17 protein-coding genes are annotated in these 19,023 nt (G+C 56.6%); 8 read left to right on the forward strand and 9 right to left on the reverse strand.

The annotated features are described in order from the left end of the window. Positions 1-146 precede the first annotated feature (146 nt). Positions 147-4,988: an NAD-glutamate dehydrogenase gene (locus tag AO726_RS12350; protein WP_058068370.1), complete on the forward strand. Its 4,842-nt coding sequence runs from the start codon at positions 147-149 to the stop codon at positions 4,986-4,988. A gap of 202 nt (positions 4,989-5,190) precedes the next feature. Beyond that, positions 5,191-5,655, forward strand: a complete 465-nt coding sequence (locus AO726_RS12355; RefSeq protein ID WP_058068371.1) for a GNAT family N-acetyltransferase — start codon at positions 5,191-5,193, stop codon at positions 5,653-5,655. Positions 5,656-5,843: 188 nt separating this feature from the next. Here the strand turns inward: AO726_RS12355 and rnt are convergent, their stop codons facing one another. Together rnt and pyrC are read right to left on the reverse strand one after the other, a co-directional pair. Next, positions 5,844-6,515 carry a ribonuclease T gene (rnt, locus tag AO726_RS12360; protein ID WP_058068372.1) on the reverse strand — a complete coding sequence of 224 codons (672 nt, stop codon included), beginning with the start codon at positions 6,513-6,515 and terminating at the stop codon, positions 5,844-5,846. Further along, positions 6,512-7,558, reverse strand: a complete 1,047-nt coding sequence (gene pyrC / locus AO726_RS12365; RefSeq protein WP_058068373.1) for a dihydroorotase — start codon at positions 7,556-7,558, stop codon at positions 6,512-6,514. Before pyrC ends, rnt begins: the two co-directional genes overlap by 4 nt. 198 nt (positions 7,559-7,756) lie before the next feature. On the opposite strand from pyrC, the gene AO726_RS12370 reads away from it, so the two are divergent. From AO726_RS12370 to AO726_RS12395, 6 genes are all read left to right on the forward strand, one after another. Further along, positions 7,757-8,707: a flagellar protein MotY gene (locus AO726_RS12370; protein ID WP_058068374.1), complete on the forward strand. Its 951-nt coding sequence runs from the start codon at positions 7,757-7,759 to the stop codon at positions 8,705-8,707. Positions 8,708-8,819: 112 nt separating this feature from the next. Further along, positions 8,820-10,040: an argininosuccinate synthase gene (locus AO726_RS12375; protein WP_058068375.1), complete on the forward strand. Its 1,221-nt coding sequence runs from the start codon at positions 8,820-8,822 to the stop codon at positions 10,038-10,040. Between the two features lie 262 nt (positions 10,041-10,302). Further along, positions 10,303-10,695 (forward strand): lactoylglutathione lyase, encoded by a 393-nt coding sequence (gene gloA / locus AO726_RS12380; protein WP_058068376.1) that lies wholly within the window; start codon positions 10,303-10,305, stop codon positions 10,693-10,695. A 110-nt stretch (positions 10,696-10,805) separates the two neighbouring features. Next, entirely contained in the window at positions 10,806-11,312 is a 507-nt protein-coding gene (locus AO726_RS12385) for a GNAT family N-acetyltransferase (protein ID WP_058068377.1), read from the forward strand. 211 nt (positions 11,313-11,523) lie between these two features. Continuing rightward, positions 11,524-12,069, forward strand: a complete 546-nt coding sequence (locus AO726_RS12390) for a chalcone isomerase family protein (RefSeq protein WP_058068378.1) — start codon at positions 11,524-11,526, stop codon at positions 12,067-12,069. 15 nt (positions 12,070-12,084) lie between these two features. After that, the gene (locus tag AO726_RS12395; RefSeq protein ID WP_058068379.1) at positions 12,085-12,609 is read left to right on the forward strand and encodes a DUF3833 domain-containing protein; all 525 of its coding nucleotides are present in this window, start codon (positions 12,085-12,087) and stop codon (positions 12,607-12,609) included. A gap of 1 nt (position 12,610) precedes the next feature. Here AO726_RS12395 and AO726_RS12400 read toward each other — a convergent pair whose 3' ends face one another. From AO726_RS12400 to phrB, 7 genes are read right to left on the reverse strand one after another with little or no spacing between them, the layout of a single operon-like run. Beyond that, entirely contained in the window at positions 12,611-13,114 is a 504-nt protein-coding gene (locus AO726_RS12400) for a DUF2878 domain-containing protein (protein ID WP_058068380.1), read from the reverse strand. Next, the gene (locus AO726_RS12405; RefSeq protein ID WP_058068381.1) at positions 13,111-14,379 is read right to left on the reverse strand and encodes an SAM-dependent methyltransferase; all 1,269 of its coding nucleotides are present in this window, start codon (positions 14,377-14,379) and stop codon (positions 13,111-13,113) included. The genes AO726_RS12400 and AO726_RS12405 overlap by 4 nt, the downstream gene beginning before the upstream one ends. Further along, positions 14,366-15,157, reverse strand: coding sequence for a DUF1365 domain-containing protein (locus AO726_RS12410; RefSeq protein ID WP_058068382.1), 792 nt, complete (start codon positions 15,155-15,157; stop codon positions 14,366-14,368). Before AO726_RS12410 ends, AO726_RS12405 begins: the two co-directional genes overlap by 14 nt. Then, positions 15,154-16,401, reverse strand: coding sequence for an NAD(P)/FAD-dependent oxidoreductase (locus AO726_RS12415; protein WP_058068383.1), 1,248 nt, complete (start codon positions 16,399-16,401; stop codon positions 15,154-15,156). Before AO726_RS12415 ends, AO726_RS12410 begins: the two co-directional genes overlap by 4 nt. After that, positions 16,398-17,159 carry an SDR family NAD(P)-dependent oxidoreductase gene (locus AO726_RS12420; protein ID WP_058068384.1) on the reverse strand — a complete coding sequence of 254 codons (762 nt, stop codon included), beginning with the start codon at positions 17,157-17,159 and terminating at the stop codon, positions 16,398-16,400. The genes AO726_RS12415 and AO726_RS12420 overlap by 4 nt, the downstream gene beginning before the upstream one ends. Beyond that, positions 17,156-17,581, reverse strand: coding sequence for a nuclear transport factor 2 family protein (locus AO726_RS12425; protein WP_058068385.1), 426 nt, complete (start codon positions 17,579-17,581; stop codon positions 17,156-17,158). The genes AO726_RS12420 and AO726_RS12425 overlap by 4 nt, the downstream gene beginning before the upstream one ends. Beyond that, positions 17,574-19,013, reverse strand: a complete 1,440-nt coding sequence (gene phrB, locus AO726_RS12430) for a deoxyribodipyrimidine photo-lyase (RefSeq protein WP_058068386.1) — start codon at positions 19,011-19,013, stop codon at positions 17,574-17,576. Before phrB ends, AO726_RS12425 begins: the two co-directional genes overlap by 8 nt. Between the last annotated feature and the right edge of the window lie 10 nt (positions 19,014-19,023).

Consider the following 19,023-nt stretch of genomic DNA (forward strand, 5'->3'; position numbering starts at 1 on the left):
GGCTAGTCTAATCTGACCGGAGTTTAGGGGATGCAACTTTACTTTAAGAGCAGCCCTCTAGACTAATGCTGAACCACAAGGTTGTGGCACAGGTTGTATGTCACGACAGTCCCAGTCGTTGAAGTACAAGCCAGGGGAGTGAACTCATGGCATTTTTTACCGCAGCTACACAGGCAGATTTTCAGCATCATCTGCACACCGCGCTGGCCAAGCACGTCAGTGCACAAGAGCTGACGCAAGTCAGCCTGTTTGCGGAGCAATTCTTTGGCATCGTCGCGCTTGAGGAACTCACTCAGCGGCGTCTTTCCGATCTGCTCGGCTGTACCTTGTCTTCCTGGCGTCTGTTGGCGCGCTTTGAGGCCAGCAAGCCGCAAGTTCAGGTGTTTAACCCTGACTATGAAAAGCACGGCTGGCAGTCTACCCATACCGCAGTGGAAGTGCTGCACAGCGATATTCCGTTTTTGGTCGACTCGGTGCGCATGGAGCTGAACCGTCGCGGTTACAGCATCCATGCCTTGCAGAACAATGTTTTCAGTGTGCGCCGTAACAGCGCCGGGGAGTTGCTGGAGATTTTGCCCAAAGGCAGCCAGGGCCAGGATGTCGCTCAAGAAGCCTTGATGTATTTGGAGATTGACCGCTGCGCCAGCGCCGCTGAGATGAAGGAACTGGAACGGGCGCTGCTGGAAGTGCTCGGTGAAGTGCGCCTGAGTGTGGCTGATTTTGCCGCGATGAAGGCCAAAGCGCAGGAGCTGCTGAGCTGGCTGGGTAAAGGCAAGTTCAAGGTGGATGCCGCCGAGTTGGAAGAAACCCAGCTGTTCCTCAAATGGCTGGTCAATGATCACTTCACCTTCCTCGGCTACGAAGAGTTCACTGCGGTTGAAGCGCCCGGTGGCGCGCGTATGCAATACGATGAGCAATCCCTGCTGGGCTTGTCGCGCTCCCTGCGCAGCGGCTTGAAGCCCGAAGAGCTGCAGATAGAGCAGCAGGCTTTTGATTACCTGCGCGAGCCGCAGCTGCTGTCCTTTGCTAAGGCCGCCATGCCCAGCCGCGTGCATCGTCCGGCGTACCCCGATTTGGTTTCCATCCGCGAGCTGGACAGCAAGGGGCGGGTGATCCGCGAGTTTCGCTTTATGGGCCTGTACACCTCGGCGGTGTACTCGGAAAGCGTGTGGAACATTCCCTTTATCCGGCGCAAGGCCGAGGCCATCAAGCAGCGCTCCGGCTTCGACAGCAGTGCTCATCTGGGTAAGGAGCTGGCTCGGGTGCTGGATGTGCTCCCTCGCGATGACCTGTTCCAGACGCCAGTTGATGAGTTGTTCAATACAGTGCTGGCGATTGTGCAGATTCAGGAGCGCAACAAGGTGCGGGTGTTCCTGCGCCGCGATCCTTACGGACGTTTCTGCTATTGCCTGGCTTACATCCCGCGGGATGTGTATTCCACTGAAAGCCGCCTGCGCATCCAGCAGGTGTTGATGGAGCACCTGCAGGCCAGTGATTGCGAGTTCTGGACCTATTTCTCCGAATCCGTATTGGCGCGGGTGCAATTTATCCTCAAAGTCGATCCGAAAAGCCGCGTGCAGATTGATCCGCAGCGTCTGGAACGGGAGGTCATTCAGGCTTGCCGCTCATGGCAGGATGATTACCGCAGCCTGATTGTAGAAAGCCTTGGCGAAGCCGCAGGCACCGAAGTGCTCAGCGAATACCCAGGCGGTTTTCCGGCGGGCTACCGTGAGCGCTTTGCCCCGCATTCGGCGGTTGTCGATATGCAACACCTGCTCACTCTCAACGGCGAGCGACAGCTGGTGATGAGCTTCTACCAGCCGCTCAGTCAGGGCGGGCAGACGCTGCACTGCAAGCTGTATCACGCGGATGCGCCATTGCCGCTCTCCGACGTTCTGCCGATTTTGGAGAACCTGGGGTTGCGCGTGCTGGGCGAGTACCCGTTTAAATTGCAGCGCACCGATGGCCGCGAGTTCTGGATTCACGATTTCGCTTTCACCTACGCTGAAGGGCTGGCTATTGATATTCAGCAGCTCAACGAAACCCTGCAGGAAGCCTTCGTCAAAATCGTCGGCGGTGCAGCAGAGAATGATGGTTTCAACCGGCTGGTCCTGACTGCCGGCATACCGTGGCGCGATGTGGCGTTGCTGCGGGCTTACGCGCGCTATCTCAAACAGATCCGTCTGGGCTTCGATCTCAGCTATATCGCCAGCACGCTGGTTAATCATGCAGAGATTGCCAAAGAGCTGGTGCGCCTGTTCCGCATCCGTTTCTACCTGGCGCGCAAACTCACCGGCGATGATCTGGAAGACAAACAGCAGAAGCTGGAGCAGGCGATTCTGGCTGCACTGGATAACGTCGCTGTGCTCAACGAAGACCGCATCCTGCGGCGTTATCTGGACCTGATTAAAGCCACGCTGCGTACCAACTTCTATCAGACCGGTGCAGACGGCCAGCCCAAGTCCTACTTCAGCTTCAAACTCAACCCACGGGCCATTACGGACATACCGCGGCCGACTCCCAAGTTCGAGATTTTCGTTTACTCGCCCCGGGTTGAAGGCGTGCACCTGCGCTTTGGTGATGTGGCCCGTGGCGGCTTGCGCTGGTCGGACCGGGAAGAAGACTACCGCACCGAAGTGCTCGGCCTGGTTAAGGCCCAGCAGGTGAAAAACGCGGTGATTGTGCCTATGGGGGCCAAGGGCGGTTTCGTTCCCCGGCGTTTGCCGCAAGGCGGCTCACGGGATGAGGTACTGGCTGAAGGCATTGCTTGTTACCGCATTTTTATCAGCGGCCTTTTGGACATTACCGACAACCTGAAGGATGGCGCCGTCGTGCCGCCGCAGAACGTGCTGCGCTACGACGATGATGATCCTTATCTGGTGGTGGCCGCGGACAAAGGTACGGCGACCTTCTCAGACATCGCCAACGGCATTGCTCAGGATTACGGTTTCTGGCTGGACGATGCGTTCGCGTCAGGTGGCTCGGCTGGCTATGACCACAAAGGCATGGGTATCACTGCCAAAGGCGGCTGGGTCTCTGTGCAGCGGCACTTCCGCGAACGTGGGATTGATGTGCAGAAAGACAACGTCACGGTCATCGGTATCGGCGATATGGCCGGTGATGTGTTCGGCAATGGCTTGCTGCAATCTGAATCGCTGCAGCTGGTTGCGGCCTTTAACCACCTGCATATCTTTATCGATCCGAATCCGGATGCAGCCCGCAGCTTCGTTGAGCGCAAGCGTCTGTTCGAGCTGCCACGCTCAAGTTGGGCTGACTACGACAGCGCGTTGATCTCCGAAGGCGGCGGGGTGTTCTTGCGCAGCGCTAAGAGCATCGAAATCAGCCCGCAGATGAAGGCGCGTTTCGACATCAGCGCAGACCGCCTGCCGCCCACTGAGCTGCTCAATGCTTTGCTCAAAGCGCCGGTTGATCTGCTGTGGAATGGCGGTATTGGTACCTACGTGAAGTCCAGTAAAGAGAGCCATGCGGATGTCGGCGACAAGGCCAACGACCAACTGCGGGTTAATGGCAGTGAGTTGCGGGCCAAAGTCGTGGGCGAGGGCGGCAATCTCGGCATGACCCAGCTTGGCCGGGTCGAATACGGACTCAACGGCGGCAAGAGCAATACTGACTTTATCGACAACGCCGGAGGTGTGGACTGCTCCGACCATGAGGTGAATATCAAGATTCTCCTCGGCGAGATCGTCGGCGCTGGCGATATGACCGGCAAGCAGCGCAACAAACTGCTGGTGGAGATGACCGAAGCAGTCGGAAATCTGGTGCTGGGCAACAACTATAAACAGACGCAGGCGCTGTCACTGGCTGAGCGCCGCGCTCGCGAGCGAGTAGCGGAGTACAAACGGCTGATGAGCGCGCTGGAGGCCTCAGGCAAGCTGGATCGCAGCCTGGAGTTTCTGCCTTCCGACGAGGAGCTGAATGAACGTGCAACCAACGGGCTGGGGCTGACTCGACCGGAACTGTCGGTGCTGATCTCTTACAGCAAGATCGACCTCAAGGAAGCGCTGCTCAAATCACAGGTACCGGATGATGCCTACCTGGCGCAGGAAATGACCACCGCGTTTCCGCCGTTGTTGGCTGAGCGTTATCCCGAAGCCATGGGCCGTCACCGCCTGAAACGCGAGATCGTCAGCACCCAGATCGCCAACGATCTGGTCAACCACATGGGTATCACCTTCGTGCAGCGGCTCAAAGAATCCACCGGCATGAGCGCGGCCAATGTGGCGGGGGCCTACGTGATCGTGCGCGATCTGTTCCGTCTGCCTTACTGGTGGCAACAGATTGAAGCGCTGGACTACAAGGTACCCGCAGACTTGCAGCTGCAGCTGATGGATGAGCTGCAGCGTCTGGGCCGCCGGGCTACCCGCTGGTTCCTGCGCAGCCGACGCAACGAACTGGATGCAGCCCGTGATGTGGCGCACTTTGCGCCGCGTATTGAGTCTTTGCTCGGTGTTCTGGATGAGCTGCTCGAAGGCCCCGCCCGCGAGCACTGGCAATCGCGCTTTCAGAACTTTGTGCAAGCGGGTGTACCAGAGGAGCTGGCCCGCGTGGTCGCAGGCACAAGCCACCTTTACACCTTGTTGCCGATCATTGAAGCTGCTGATTTAACCGGGCAAGACCCGGCCCGTGTGGCCGCTGGCTACTTTGCAATCGGTGGGGCGCTGGAGCTGTCCTGGTATTTGCAGCAAGTCACCAGCTTGCCAGTGGAAAACAACTGGCAAGCGCTGGCGCGTGAATCTTTCCGTGACGATCTGGACTGGCAGCAGCGCGCCATTACGGTCTCTGTGCTGCAGATGCCTGATGCACCGGAGGATATCGAAGCCAGGGTGCAACTCTGGCTGGAGCAGCATCAAGGCTTGCTGGATCGCTGGAGGGTGATGCTTGGAGAGCTGCGCGCTGCTACCACTGTTGATTACGCAATGTATGCAGTGGCCAGCCGTGAATTAATGGATTTGGCCCAGAGCGCCTGACGAAAGTGTTCATCCAGTCTTCCGTGGTGGAAGGCTGGATGAAAACGCATCAGACAATCCCTCAATAGTACGTGGGATATTTGTCGTGATGGCGCTGTTTTGTTATATAAGTGGATGGGCGTTGTAGCAGCTTATTTGTATGTGCTGGCAGACTGTTTAGAAAATCTAGATAATAATTTTAAATAGCTTTAGGTGATCTGCTGTGTTTCTGCCAGTTGTTGCTAATGTCGTTGTTGAAGATTTGACATTAAACGACGAAGAAATAAATAAGGTGGTTGAAGTCTGGTATCAGGCTTCAATTCGCTGTCATCACTTTATCAGCGAACAGTACTGGCGGGACAACCGCGAAGTTATGGCCAAACTCTATATTCCCGGCTCGCACACACGAGTGGCCAAGTGCGGTGGCCAGACTGTGGGGTTTGTCAGCTTGGTCGGCAATACCCTGGCGTCCATATTCATCCACCCGGATTACCAAGGGATGGGTATTGGCAAACGCTTATTACAAAGTGCGTGTAATGAGCGTAGTGAGTTACAGCTTAATGTCTATTGCCAGAATACGAATGCCATTGCCTTTTATAGATGGCATGGTTTTATCGATGTTGCTGAAGGCGTGGATGAGTATACGGGGCAGCCTGCGATAACAATGAAGTGGAGTGCGAATAAGTAGTTGGCTTGTTAAATATTATTTAATAATTCGCTGATTTGTTTTAGGTTTTAATTGTGTGTGTTTATCTTTTTTGAGCGCGATCCGAAACAGAAAATAAAAACGCCCGATCAATTGATCGGGCGTTTTTATTTCGGGCCTCCGGCAACTGCCTTGCGGGCAATTGGAGGCCTCCGGTGGTGTTGTCAGACTTAGTCGTCAAACTCCATCCAACCGCCCATTTCCTTCCAGCGGTTGACGATGCCGCAGAACAGCTCTGCGGTCTTCTCGGTGTCGTAGCGGGCCGAGTGAGCTTCTTTGCCATCGAACTCGATACCGGCAGCCTGACAGGCTTTGGCCAGCACAGTCTGGCCGTAAGCTAGGCCAGCCAGTGTTGCGGTGTCGAAGCTGGAGAACGGGTGGAACGGGTTGCGCTTGATCCCGGTACGGGCAACCGCTGCATTCAGGAAGCCCAGATCAAAGCTGCTGTTATGACCGACCAGAATCGCCCGCTTACAGCTATTGGCTTTCAATGACTTGCGCAGGCCACGGAAAATCTCAGTCAGAGCATGCTCTTCGGTTACGGCCATACGCAGCGGGTGATCCAGCTTGATACCGGTGAAATCCAGCGCCGCCTGCTCAATGTTGGCCCCTTCGAACGGCTCAACCCGGAAGAAGTGGGTGTGTTCAGGGAACAGAAAACCGTCTTCATCCATGCCGATCGTAGTTGCAGCAATTTCCAGCAGAGCATCCGTCGCGGCGTTGAAACCGCCGGTCTCCACGTCGACAACAACCGGCAGGTAGCCGCGAAAGCGCGCTGCCATTGGGTGACGTGGGCCGGAGGGTGGTGTGTCCAGCTCGTCTTCGTAAAGGTCTTCGCTCACGCGTTGCTCTCCAGCAGACGCCAGCGCAGGGCTTCACCTGCACGCAGCGGAATTACAGTTTGATCGCCCAGCGGCAAGCTGGTCGGTGCGGTCCATTCTTCACGCACCAAGGTGATGGTGTCGGTGTTGCGTGGCAGACCGTAGAAGTCTGGGCCATTTTTGCTGGCAAAGGCTTCCAGTTTGTCCAGCGCATTGCGCTGTTCGAAGGCCTCAGCGTAAAGCTCAATCGCAGCATAGGCGGTGTAGCAGCCCGCGCAACCACAGGCAGCTTCTTTGGCATGCTTGGCATGAGGAGCCGAATCGGTGCCCAAGAAGAACTTCGCGCTGCCGCTGGTGGCGGCATCCAGCAGGGCTTCCTGGTGGGTGTTGCGCTTGAGAATCGGCAGGCAGTAGAAATGCGGACGAATGCCGCCAACCAGCATGTGGTTGCGGTTGTACAGCAGGTGATGGGCGGTGATGGTCGCCGCGACGTTAGCAGACGCGCTCTGTACGAACTGCACGGCGTCGCTGGTGGTGATGTGTTCGAACACCACTTTTAACGTCGGGAAACGCTCAACCACGCGTGTCAGGTGTTCGCCGATAAAGGTTTTCTCACGGTCGAACACGTCGATTTCGTTGCGTGTGACTTCACCGTGCACCAACAGCGGCAGGCCGACTTCGGCCATGGCTTCAAGCACCGGGAAGATCTTGTCGATACTGGTGACGCCGGAATCAGAGTTGGTGGTGGCGCCTGCCGGATACAACTTGGCTGCGTGAACAAAACCGCTGGCCTTGGCTGTGCGGATGTCTTCCGGCTGAGTGTTGTCGGTGAGGTACAGCACCATCAGTGGCTCGAAACGGCTGCCCTGCGGACGGACACTGAGAATGCGCTGACGATAGGCATCAGCTTCGCTGGCGTTGCGTACCGGTGGCACCAGGTTGGGCATGATGATGGCGCGGCCAAATGTGCGGGCTACATCAGCCACTGTGTGTGGCAGCACAGCGCCGTCGCGGAGGTGGATGTGCCAGTCATCGGGACGCAGCAGGGTAAGGCGGTCAGTCATGGGAGCTTCCAGGCGGGCAAAACGTGGCAGGAATGCTACCGGAAAAGGGCCGCGACGGCACCTGCGGCAGCTTGTTCTGCAGATGTTATGTGTCTGTTTCTTCTGGCCTAAGACGTGGTGGTGTCGTTCGGAAATCGCTCAAGTTTTTCCTGATTACACCGATAGACAGAAGGTAAGCCGTTTTCCCTGGAGTTCGTGGTGCGCTTCTATCCTCTTGTAATCCTTAGCCTGCTGGCCAGCCAGGCCGCCAATGCCATCAGTTTCCAGACGCGTCTGGAGAAGGTGGAGTGGAAGGTTGAAGGTGACAAGTTTGAGTGCCGATTGTCTCAGCCTATCGCCAATTTTGGCTCCGGCGTGTTTGTGCGTCGCGCCGGTGAGCAGGCCACCTTTACTCTGGAAACTCAGGAGCGCTGGCTTGGCGCAGGCCAGGCTACATTGTTGGCAGCCGCCGCACCGTGGCAGCCGGGCAGAGGCGATATCAACTTGGGGGCGGTCAGCGTTAATGGCGTGCCGGGCGTCTTTAACAGTTCTCAAGAGCAGGGCACGAGGCTGTTGACGGGGCTGCTCGAGGGGCGCAGCCCAGTGGTACGTCACCGTACGGCGGCGGGGCGCGACCCGATCGAAGTGCGTCTGCTACCAGTAAAGTTCGGCGATGCTTATCAGGAGTATCTGGCGTGCACGGCCAAGTTGCTGCCAGTCAATTTTGATCAGATTCGAAAAACCCAGGTTGGCTTTCCCGGCGGGGGCATTGACCTTGAGCCGCTGGCGATGGCCAAGCTGGATATCATCCTCGACTTCATCAAAGCCGACCCGACTGTTAACCGCATCCAGCTGGATGGCCACGCCGACAACAGCGGCAATCGCCTGACCAATCGAGACATGTCGCGCCGTCGAGCACTGGCGGTGATGGAGTACCTGAAAGCGCGGGGCTTCCCAGAGGAGCAGATTACCGTTCGTTTTCACGGTGAGCGCTACCCGGTAGTGCCCAATAACAGCGCAGCTAACCGTGCGAAAAACCGCCGGGTGACACTGCTGCTGGAGCGCGTGCCGGAGGCTGAGGTGGCACCGCAACCACAGGCAGCTCCTGAGTCTGCCCCGGCAGCAGAAGAGGCAGCTCCTACTTCAACCTCGGAAGCAAAACCGGTTTAGTGGTCGGAATATCCGTCGCCTGACCGTCTTAAGCTGTCGCGCCACTGTAAATCAGACGGTTACAGCAGTAGAATCGTTGGTTTTCCCGCACACCCCCCGTGGAGTTGATGGCATGGCCGACGTTAAAAAGGTAGTCCTCGCATATTCCGGTGGCCTGGACACTTCGGTGATTCTCAAATGGCTGCAAGATACCTACAACTGTGAAGTCGTAACCTTCACTGCTGACCTTGGCCAAGGTGAAGAAGTTGAGCCGGCGCGCGCCAAAGCCCAAGCAATGGGCGTTAAGGAAATCTACATCGATGACCTGCGCGAAGAGTTCGTGCGTGATTTCGTCTTCCCGATGTTCCGCGCCAACACTATTTATGAAGGCGAATACCTGCTGGGCACCTCTATCGCGCGCCCGCTGATCGCCAAACGTTTGATCGAAATTGCTAACGAAACTGGCGCTGACGCCATTTCCCACGGCGCAACTGGTAAAGGTAACGACCAGGTTCGCTTCGAGCTGGGTGCCTATGCACTGAAGCCGGGCGTACAAGTAATCGCACCGTGGCGTGAGTGGGATCTGACTTCCCGCGAAACCCTGATGGCCTACGCTGAAAAAGCCAATATCCCGGTTGATTTCAACAAGGCTGGCAAAAAGTCCCCGTACTCTATGGACGCCAACCTGCTGCACATCTCCTATGAAGGCGGCGTGCTGGAAGACACTTGGACCGAGCACGAAGAAGACATGTGGCGTTGGACCAAGTCTCCGGAAAACGCTCCGGATACCCCGACCTACATCGAGCTGACCTACCGTAAAGGCGACATCGTTGCCATCGACGGCAAAGAAATGACTCCGGCAGCCGTACTGACCGAACTGAACCGCATTGGCGGCGAGAACGGTATCGGTCGTCTGGACATCGTTGAAAACCGTTACGTGGGCATGAAGTCCCGTGGCTGCTACGAAACTCCTGGCGGCACCATCATGCTGCGCGCTCACCGCGCCATCGAGTCCATCACTCTGGACCGCGAAGTCGCTCACCTGAAAGACGAGCTGATGCCGAAATACGCCAGCCTGATCTACAACGGTTACTGGTGGAGCCCTGAGCGTCAGATGCTGCAGCAGATGATCGACGCTTCCCAAGCTACAGTGAACGGCGTTGTTCGACTGAAGCTGTACAAAGGTAACGTGATCGTTGTTGGTCGTAAGTCCGACGACAGCCTGTTCGACACCCGTATCTCGACGTTCGAAGACGATGCCGGTGCGTACGATCAGAAAGATGCAGCGGGCTTTATCAAGCTCAACGCCCTGCGTCTGCGTATTGCTGCTAACAAAGGCCGCTCGCCGCTGTAAGGTGCTACTCAAAACTACCTGCGTCGTCATCGCCGCGTTAAAAACAGCCTCAAAATGCTCATTTACCATTTGTAAACTGCGCTTTTTCGGCTGTTTTGCCTTGCGCTGACTTCCTCGGCTACGTTTTTAGATGCACCTTCTAAGCGACCTTTGCAGTCAAGAACGGGCCTTCGGGCCCGTTTTTTATCAGCGCTGAAAAAGTGCTCTGGTAACATAAGCGCCTTTAAGATGCGCACCGATGCATCGCTTGAGGAGACAAATGATGAGACTGCTGCATACCATGCTGCGTGTGGGCGATATGGATCGCTCCATCGAGTTTTACACTGAAGTGCTGGGCATGACTCTGTTGCGCCGCAAAGACTACCCGGAAGGCAAATTCACCCTGGCGTTTGTCGGTTACGGTGACGAAGCCAACAACAGCGTGATCGAACTGACCCACAACTGGGGCGTAGAAAGCTACGAGCTGGGTACTGGCTACGGCCATATCGCGCTGGAAGTTGAAGACGTCTACAAAGCCTGTGAAGACATCCGCGCCCGTGGCGGCAAGATCACCCGCGAAGCCGGCCCGATGATGCACGGCTCCAGCATTCTGGCCTTCGTTGAAGACCCGGATGGCTACAAAATCGAGCTGCTGTCGCCTTCGCGCAAAGACTAAGGCGCAGTGTGCAGAGGCTGGCCGCTCGTGACTTGCCTCTGCAAAACGCTTTTTTAAAAGCGGCTAAGTTGGCGTTAGCTGGGTGGTCGTTTGTCTATAAGGATATGGACATGAGCACAGTGGAAATTCGTCACAGCGAGCCCGAGGATTACCTCGCCTATCATAGGATCTTGGCCCATCCGCTTGTATACAGGGATACCTTGCAGATCCCTTTCCCATCTCTGGATCTGTGGTCAAAAAAGACTAAAGAATTGCCTGTTGGTATGCACAGGCTGGTGGCTTGCGTTGATGAGGGAGTGGTGGGGTTCCTGCATGTTGAAGTAAAGCAGGCCGCACGACGTCATCATGCCGCAGAGTTCGCTATAGCTGTTGATCCGGCTCACTTTGGTCAAGGCGTTGGCAGTGCGCTGATGACTGCCATGATCGACGTCTGCGACAACTGGCTGAACCTGCACCGCATTGAGCTTACGGTGTTTGTTGATAATGCCGCAGCAATTGCGCTTTATCGCAAGTTCGGCTTTGAAATCGAAGGCACCAGCCGCGATTTCGCCTTTCGCGAAGGTCGTTATGTCGATGTGCACCATATGGGCCGGATCAGGCCTGACGTTCAAAAATAGTCCGCCCTTTGGTAACGGAGAGCAGCAAGGTTAATTCGCTGACTTGTCCTGATTAGGCAAAGAAAAGGCCCTGTATATGCGGGGCTTTTTGCTATCTGGCAGATTGCCCCATCGCAGTTCTGCGAGCCGATAACTATAGAAACAGATAAACCTGTACAATTTATATTTTATGTATAGATTTATCTTGTTTTCAGTCGAAGCGGACAGTCTTATGCCTCGTCATTATCGCTCGCCCTTCATGCTGCTGGTTTGGTTGCTGTTGATCTGCACACAGAGTCATGCGGATTGGCGCCAGGATGTGCCTGAGTCGCGTCAGCTTGGTGGTGGTGAGCTGCGCGTGTTTGGTTTCTCCATCTATAAGGCTGAGTTGTGGAGCGAGGCACGCAGCGCTGATTCGCTGCTGTCCTTTCAGCAGCCTTTTGCCCTGCAACTCACCTATAGCCGATCAATCAGCGCAGATGATTTGGTCGCAACCAGTGTTAAGGAAATTCGCCGTCTGCGTGGTGCTGTAGTCGAACCTATGCGGTTAGACGACTGGGCCCGTGAGATGCATCAGGCTTTTGTCGATGTAGCCGAGGGCGATCGCATTACCGGTGTTTACCTGCCCGGACTAGGGGTGCGTTTCTATGCAGGTGATTCTTTAAGGCACGAAGTGAAGGATGAAGCGTTCGCCCGTGCCTTTTTCTCAATCTGGCTGGATCCACAAACCCGCAACCCAGAGTTGCGGGACCGGCTTATTGGTGCTGTAGAACCCTGATAGCGAGGAGTAAGCATGTTCAGAGTCCTGATGTTGTCGTTATGTGTGCTGTTAAGCAGTTGTACGCAGGTGGATGTGAACACCTACAAGGACGAGGAGCCGAAACTGGATCTGCGCGCATTTTTCACCGGTGAAGTCGAAGCATGGGGCATGTTCCAGAAACGCTCCGGCGAAGTGGTCAAACGCTTTCATGTCGATATCAAGGGTTATCAGCAAGGTGACGATCTGATTCTCGACGAGTCCTTCTCTTACAGTGATGGCACCCAGCAGAAGCGTGTGTGGACTTTGTCGCCAAAGGCTTCCGGACAGTGGCGCGGCACAGCTGCGGATGTGGTCGGTGAGGCTGAGGGAGAGGTTGCTGGCAATGCCCTGCGCTGGCGCTACGTGTTGAGCTTGCCGGTAGACGATCAGGTGTATGAGGTTCACCTGGATGATTGGATGTACCTGCTGGATGAGAAGACCATGGTCAACCGATCCTTTATGAGCAAGTTCGGAATTGAAGTGGGGCAGGTCACCTTGTTTTTCCGCAAGAAAACTTAGCTCATCTTGGGGTTTTTGCTGCCAGACGATGCAAGGCTGGCAGCAAGACAGCCCAGATAAGCGCCAGCAGCTCTAGGCTCAATGGCTCACCCAGAGGCAGTCCGACGTCTGCCAGGCGTGCCCCAGCCAGATAAGACAATGGGCCGCAACAGGCGCCCAGTACGCAGCATAGCCACAGTGGCCGGGCCGACCATGCCATGCTGTATCTGAGGGTGCTGGCAAACAGCAGCCAAAGCAACATGAGCCAGATGGGCAGGATCGCTCTGCTGCCAAAGTCGAAAAGCCCTGCGTGCATCAGAGCGCTGTCCACAATCCATCCGGCAGCCGCCACGCGCAGTATCACTGCACAGTCCTCCCGGCGGTTCTCAGCAACCGCAAGCAGGTGTATACCCAGGCATAGCACGGCAACGATTAGCCACGCCGGCTGGTTGGCACCAAATACGCAGGCCAGCCAGCCGAGCTGGAACAGCCCGGCATTGAGGAACAGTCGTTTGCGGGGGCTCACGCACTGATCCCAAATGGCTGCGGACGCGCGCCGGGCTTGGCCAGTAACAGGTGAGCGGTGCCGATGCTGCGCTCGATAAAGCCGCCTTCGCAGTAGCAGAAGTAGAATTCCCACAGGCGATAGAAGGTTTCGTCGTAGCCGAGGCCTTCCAGCGTGTTGCGGCTGCGGCGCAGGTTCTCGTGCCAGTGGCGCAGTGTTCGCGCATAGTGCAGGCCGAAATCTTCCATGTGGTGCAGGTTCATATCCGTGTGCGTGTTAATGCAGTTGAGCATGGCCGTCACGGATGGAAGTGCACCGCCAGGGAAGATATGGCGCTGAATAAAATCGACAGATTTCTTAGCCTGTTCATAGCGCTGATCGCGGATGGTGATGGCTTGCAGCAGCATCAGGCCGCCGTCTTTGAGCAGACGACTGCACTGCTTGAAATAGGTGGGCAGAAACCGGTGGCCCACCGCCTCAATCATTTCGATGGAGACGAGTTTGTCGTACTGGCCTTTAAGGTCTCGGTAGTCCTCAAGCAGCAGGGTGATGCGGTCCTGCAGGCCCTGTTCCTCGATGCGTTTCTGGGTGTAGGCGTACTGCTCACGGGATAGGGTGGTTGTGGTCACCTTGCAGCCATAATGCGTAGCGGCATACAGCGCCATGCTGCCCCAGCCTGTTCCGATCTCCAGCAAGTGGTCAGTGGGCTTCAGATCAAGCTTCTGACAGATGCGCTCCAGCTTGTTCAGTTGCGCCTGTTCCAGTGTGTCATCGGGGCTACGGAAGATGGCCGAGGAGTACATCATGGTTGGGTCCAGCAACTGTTCGAAGAGGGCATTGCCCAGGTCGTAGTGGGCCGAAATGTTGCGTCGGGAACCATCACGGGTATTGCGGTTGAGCCAGTGCAGGGCTTTGATGATCGGCCGGCGCAAACGGGCGAGGCCGTTTTCAACGCCATCCAGCAGGTCGAGATTGGCTGCAAACAGCCTGATCACCTGGGTCAGGTCCGGGCTACTCCAGTAGCCTTGTACATAGGCTTCTCCTGCGCCGATGGAGCCATTGCCGGCCACCATCGACCAGAACGCGCTGTGTTGCACGCTCAACTCAGCCTTCAGTGCAGAGGCCTTGTCACCGAAGTTCAGGGTTTCGCCTTCCGAATGGATCAGTAAGTGGCCATGGTGCAGCCTACTGAGCTGACGCAGTACGAGTTGCTTCAGCAGCCGAGTGCTTACAGTGGCGGAACTGGCGCTGCTGGTGGCCGCAGGGTTCAAGCTAGGGTTGTTCATGACGAGACTCCAGAGTGGCGGTACGGAAATGCCCGTTGGCGGCTTCGTGATTAAAAACAGGGGTGCGCTTGAGTAGCAGGCGCAAGGCTTGCCAGTAGATGGCGAGAAGGGTTTTGCCGGTCATCCAAGGGAAGGCGAGTAGATGCCGGTGCAGGCTTTGCCGGTTCAGCTCGGTGCGCTCAAGAGCCAGTCCTGCTTCAAAGATTTTTTGCTGGCCTTGCCAGTCCTGCATGGTGATTCGCAACTGGTCATCGGGCTGGCTGAAGCGCATGCGGTATTCCAGATCCAGAGGCATAAAAGGCGAGACGTGAAAACTCTTCTGAACACGGTGCCGTGATTCACCTTCGGCATTGGCAGGCAGCACGTAGTGATAACGCTCGCGCCACGGTGTGTTGCTGACCTCACAGAGCATGGCTGCGAGCTGTCCGGCCTCATCAAAGCAGTAAAAAATGCTCACCGGATTGAATGAAAGACCCCAGCTGCGGGGTTGGGTGAGCAGGCAAATTCGTCCTTTCGGTGGTGTGCCCAACGCTTCACTGAGGCATTGCTGAACAGCCTCGATCAGGGGGATGCCCAGTTCAGTCAGGTGTGGCAAGTAGTCAGTTTCACGAAAGGAAAAGGGTGCCCAGCGTGACGAGCCCGCCAATGAGGTGAGGTTGAGGAGCTCCGCTTGTTCGGCCAAGTCCAGATACAGCATGCCGATGCGATAGCGAAAACTATGGGTACGGGGCTGCAGCCGCTGATGGCCGACCCAGCCGCTATACAGGGCGCTGTTCACAGATATTCTCCGAACGCGGCAGCAACCCGTAAGGCGCTGACTACGCCGTCTTCGTGAAAACCATTGGCCCAATAGGCACCGCAGTAATAACTGTTGTGTACCCCTTGTATCTCGTTCCAGCGTGTCTGGGCCTTCAAGGCATCCAGGCTGTATTGAGGGTGCGCATATTGGAAGCTCCGCAGGATCTTGCTTGGTGCAATGGCCTGGGTCTGGTTGAGGCTGACGCAGAAGGTTGTATCGCTCTTGATGCCCTGCAGGATGTTCATGTTGTAGGTCACGGCAGCAGGCACTTTGTCAGAGCCGCTCAGGCGATAGTTCCAGCTGGCCCAGGCCAGACGGCGATCAGGTAGCAGGTGGGTGTCGGTGTGCAGAACCACGTCGTTTTCTGCATAGCGGATCGCCCGCAGAATTTCGTATTCGCTTTGTGAGGGGGGGCGCAGCAGGCGCAGGGCCTGGTCGCTGTGGCAGGCGAAGACGACCTTGTCGAAGCGTTCCGCTCCCCAGGCGCTGTTGATGACAACGCCATTGTTATCGCGTGCAACGCTGTAAACCGGGCAGAGCAGGCGGATGCGGTCATGGAAATTGGCACAAAGCGCCGGAATGTAACTGCGCGAACCGCCACAGACGACATGCCATTGCGGCCGGTCATTGACCGACAGCAGACCATGGTTTTTGCAGAAGCGTACGAAGAATTGCAGGGGGAAGTTCTGCATATCAGCCATGGACATCGACCAGATGGCGGAGCCCATCGGAACGATGTAATGCTCGATAAAACGCTGCCCGTAGCCGTTGGCCTTGAGGTATTGGCCCAGGGTGGTGGTAGCCTCGATCCGCTCTTTGCTGAGGTCATCCAGAACGGCGCGGTTGAAACGGATGATATCCCGCAGCATGCCCCAGAATCCGGGAGACACCAGGTTGCTGCGCTGAGCGAACAGGCTGTTCAGATTGTTGCCGTTGTACTCGAAGCCGCTATGCGGTTCATGCACTGAGAAACTCATCTCGGTCGGCTGTGAGGCCACCCCGAGCTGCTTGAGCAGGCGAATAAAGTTCGGGTACGTCCAGTCATTGAACACAATAAAACCGGTGTCGATTGCGTACGGGGTGCCAGCAACTTCAACATCCACGGTATGGGTGTGCCCGCCGATCCAGTTGTTACTTTCGAATACGTGAACCTCATGGTTGCGGCTGAGCAGATAGGCGCAGGTTAGGCCTGAAATACCACTGCCGATAATGGCAATTTTCATGACTGGTTATCCGTTGTGGGGCGGGACAAGTGTTTGCCTAGCTTGAGTTGCAGGCGTTTCGGCAAAAGCGCAAGCAGGCGCATTGCCGCGATAAATGGAGCGGGAAAGGCGACTTCCAGTGGCCGTCTGGCCAACTGTTTGAGAATGTGCGAGGCGGCTTTTTCCACGGGCCAGCGCATAGGCATCGGAAAGTCGTTTTTGCGTGTCAGTGGCGTATCGACAAAGCCAGGGCTGACGAGTGTTACGTCAATTCCTTCTTCGGCCAGATCAATCCGCAGCGAGTCGAACAGATAGCGCATGGCAGCTTTGGAGGCACCGTAGGCTTCTGCTCTGGGCAGTGGCAGGTAGGTGACCGAACTGCAAACGGCGACCAGATGACCTTTGGGGGCGTTGCGCAGCAGAGGTAGCGCAGCCTCAACGCAGTAGGCTGCTGAGAACAGATTGGCGCGCATTACGCGCTCAATCATTGCCGCTTCAAAGTGGCTGGCTTCCAGGTATTCACAGGTCCCCGCGTTGAGGATGACCTGGTCCAGCGCGCCCCAACAGGCGCTGATCTGCAAACCGATGCGATTTACCTCTTGGGGGGCGGCCAAATCTCCTGCGACAACCAGAACTTGATTGGGGTATTCCTGTTTCAGACGCAGCAGGGGTTCAACCGTGCGGGCACTCACAGCCACCAGATGCCCTTGTTCAAGTAACTGGCTAGCCAGCTCCAAACCGATGCCACTGCTGGCACCTGTGATCCAGATACGGCTCATAGCAGTCTTCCCTTGAGCCAGCGAATCAGCCCGCCAGCCACCGGCAAGTGCTCGTACAGCAAGGCACCGGCGTCGAAGTAGTCGTGGTGGAGAAAAACCTTGGTGTGCCAGCGCAGATAGGTGCATCCCTTCACAACCACTGGTTGGCCACCACGCAAGCGCGGATGGCGGAATTGCATGGTCCAACGCAAGTAGCCCGCCTTGCCTGACGCCAGAGTATCGATCTGGTCAAACTCAAAACTCAGATCGCTGACATTGGCGTACAGGTTGGCGAAATAGTCCTTAACAGCTGGCAGGCCGTGGATGCTGTGCAGTGGGTCTTGGAATACCACGTCGTGGCTGTACAGATCATTCAGTTGTTCCAGATTGCCGGCGTTCAACGCGGCAAACTGATGAGCGAAACGGTGAAGGAACTCAGGCATCACGGACCTCCAAAGCAGAAAGTTTGTGAAAGGTCTGCAAGACCCGCTCTCGGCTGAGGCTCAGATCAATCATCGGCTGCGGGTAGTCCGGCCGCGCAAACAGGTCGCCTGCTTTCCACGGTTCATGAATGTGCTTGTCGTCCACATCCGCCAGTTGCGGCAGCCAATGGCGGATAAAGCGTCCCTGTGGGTCGAATCGGCGAGACTGGTTAATCGGGTTAAACAGACGGAACCAGGGCACTGCATCCGTGCCGGTCGAGGCGCTCCACTGCCAACCACCGTTGTTGGCCGCGAGGTCGCCATCAATCAGATGACGCATGAAAAAGCGTTCACCTTCGCGCCAGTCGATCAGCAGGTTCTTGCTCAAAAACATCGCCACCACCATGCGCAGGCGGTTGTGCATCCAGCCAGTTTCCAGCAACTGGCGGATGGCAGCATCAACCAGCGGGAAACCCGTGCGGCCTTCCTGCCAGGCTTTTAGCTCCTGCGGTGCATCACGCCAGGCAATGGCTTCGGTTTGGGAACGAAAAGCCTTGTGGCGTGAGACCTGAGGGAAACCGACCAGAATGTGTTTGTAGAACTCGCGCCAGAGCAGCTCGTTGACCCAGGTGACGACGCCGGGATTGCCGCTTTCGAACTCGCCGCGGTTGGTTAGCAAAGCCGCTTCCAGACATTGCCTCGGCGACAACACGCCAGCGGCCAGGTACGCAGATAACTGACTGGTGCCGGGGATCGCAGGCAGATCCCGCTGCAGGTCGTAGTCTTCCATGAACTCATCGGCAAAGCGCTGCAGGCGCAGGTGCGCAGCGTGTTCACCGGCAGGCCAGAGGCTCTGCAGCGCTGCACTGGGTTTGGCGAAACCGACTACTTCAGATGGAATCGGGTCGCTGTTGATACCTGTGCTGGCTTGAGCCTGGAGCAAAGGCTGCTGAGCGGGCAGGGCGATATGCAGGCGCTGGTAGCAGACCTTGCGGAACTGACTGAACACCTGAAAGTAGTTGCCGCTGCGGTTGAGAATGCTGCCGGGCTGAAACAGCAATTGGTCCAGATAGCTTTTGAATTGCACGCCTTGTTCACGCAAAAGCTCCGCGACTTCCTTATCGCGGCGGACCTCATTGAGGCCGTATTCATCATTGGCATGTACACAGTCAATGCTGTACTCGCGGCAAAGATCCGCCATCACCTCAGGTGCGTCACTCCAATAGTGGGCGTGGCGTATCAGCAGCGGCACATTGAGTGTTTGCAACTGGGTTTGCAGGCTGTTCAGGTTGCGCAGCCAGAAATCTATTTTGCAGGGAGCATCGTCGTGCAGCTGCCACTGCCCAGGGGTGATGAAGTACACCGCGAGGGCCTGGCCACTCTGCATGGCTGCATTCAGGGCGGTGTTGTCTTGAACACGCAGGTCGCTGCGAAACCAGATCAGTTGACGCATGAAGGGTCTC

The organism is Pseudomonas sp. TTU2014-080ASC (assembly GCF_001446935.1).
Lineage (GTDB): Bacteria > Pseudomonadota > Gammaproteobacteria > Pseudomonadales > Pseudomonadaceae > Aquipseudomonas.

Coding starts and splice junctions, on each gene's coding strand:
- AO726_RS12350 (WP_058068370.1), top strand. CDS start 147: ATGGCATTTTTTACCGCAGCTACACAGGCAGATTTTCAGCATCATCTG.
- pyrC (WP_058068373.1), bottom strand. CDS start 7,558: ATGACTGACCGCCTTACCCTGCTGCGTCCCGATGACTGGCACATCCAC.
- AO726_RS12375 (WP_058068375.1), top strand. CDS start 8,820: ATGGCCGACGTTAAAAAGGTAGTCCTCGCATATTCCGGTGGCCTGGAC.
- gloA (WP_058068376.1), top strand. CDS start 10,303: ATGAGACTGCTGCATACCATGCTGCGTGTGGGCGATATGGATCGCTCC.
- AO726_RS12385 (WP_058068377.1), top strand. CDS start 10,806: ATGAGCACAGTGGAAATTCGTCACAGCGAGCCCGAGGATTACCTCGCC.
- AO726_RS12390 (WP_058068378.1), top strand. CDS start 11,524: ATGCCTCGTCATTATCGCTCGCCCTTCATGCTGCTGGTTTGGTTGCTG.
- AO726_RS12395 (WP_058068379.1), top strand. CDS start 12,085: ATGTTCAGAGTCCTGATGTTGTCGTTATGTGTGCTGTTAAGCAGTTGT.
- AO726_RS12405 (WP_058068381.1), bottom strand. CDS start 14,379: ATGAACAACCCTAGCTTGAACCCTGCGGCCACCAGCAGCGCCAGTTCC.
- AO726_RS12415 (WP_058068383.1), bottom strand. CDS start 16,401: ATGAAAATTGCCATTATCGGCAGTGGTATTTCAGGCCTAACCTGCGCC.
- AO726_RS12420 (WP_058068384.1), bottom strand. CDS start 17,159: ATGAGCCGTATCTGGATCACAGGTGCCAGCAGTGGCATCGGTTTGGAG.
- AO726_RS12425 (WP_058068385.1), bottom strand. CDS start 17,581: ATGCCTGAGTTCCTTCACCGTTTCGCTCATCAGTTTGCCGCGTTGAAC.
- phrB (WP_058068386.1), bottom strand. CDS start 19,013: ATGCGTCAACTGATCTGGTTTCGCAGCGACCTGCGTGTTCAAGACAAC.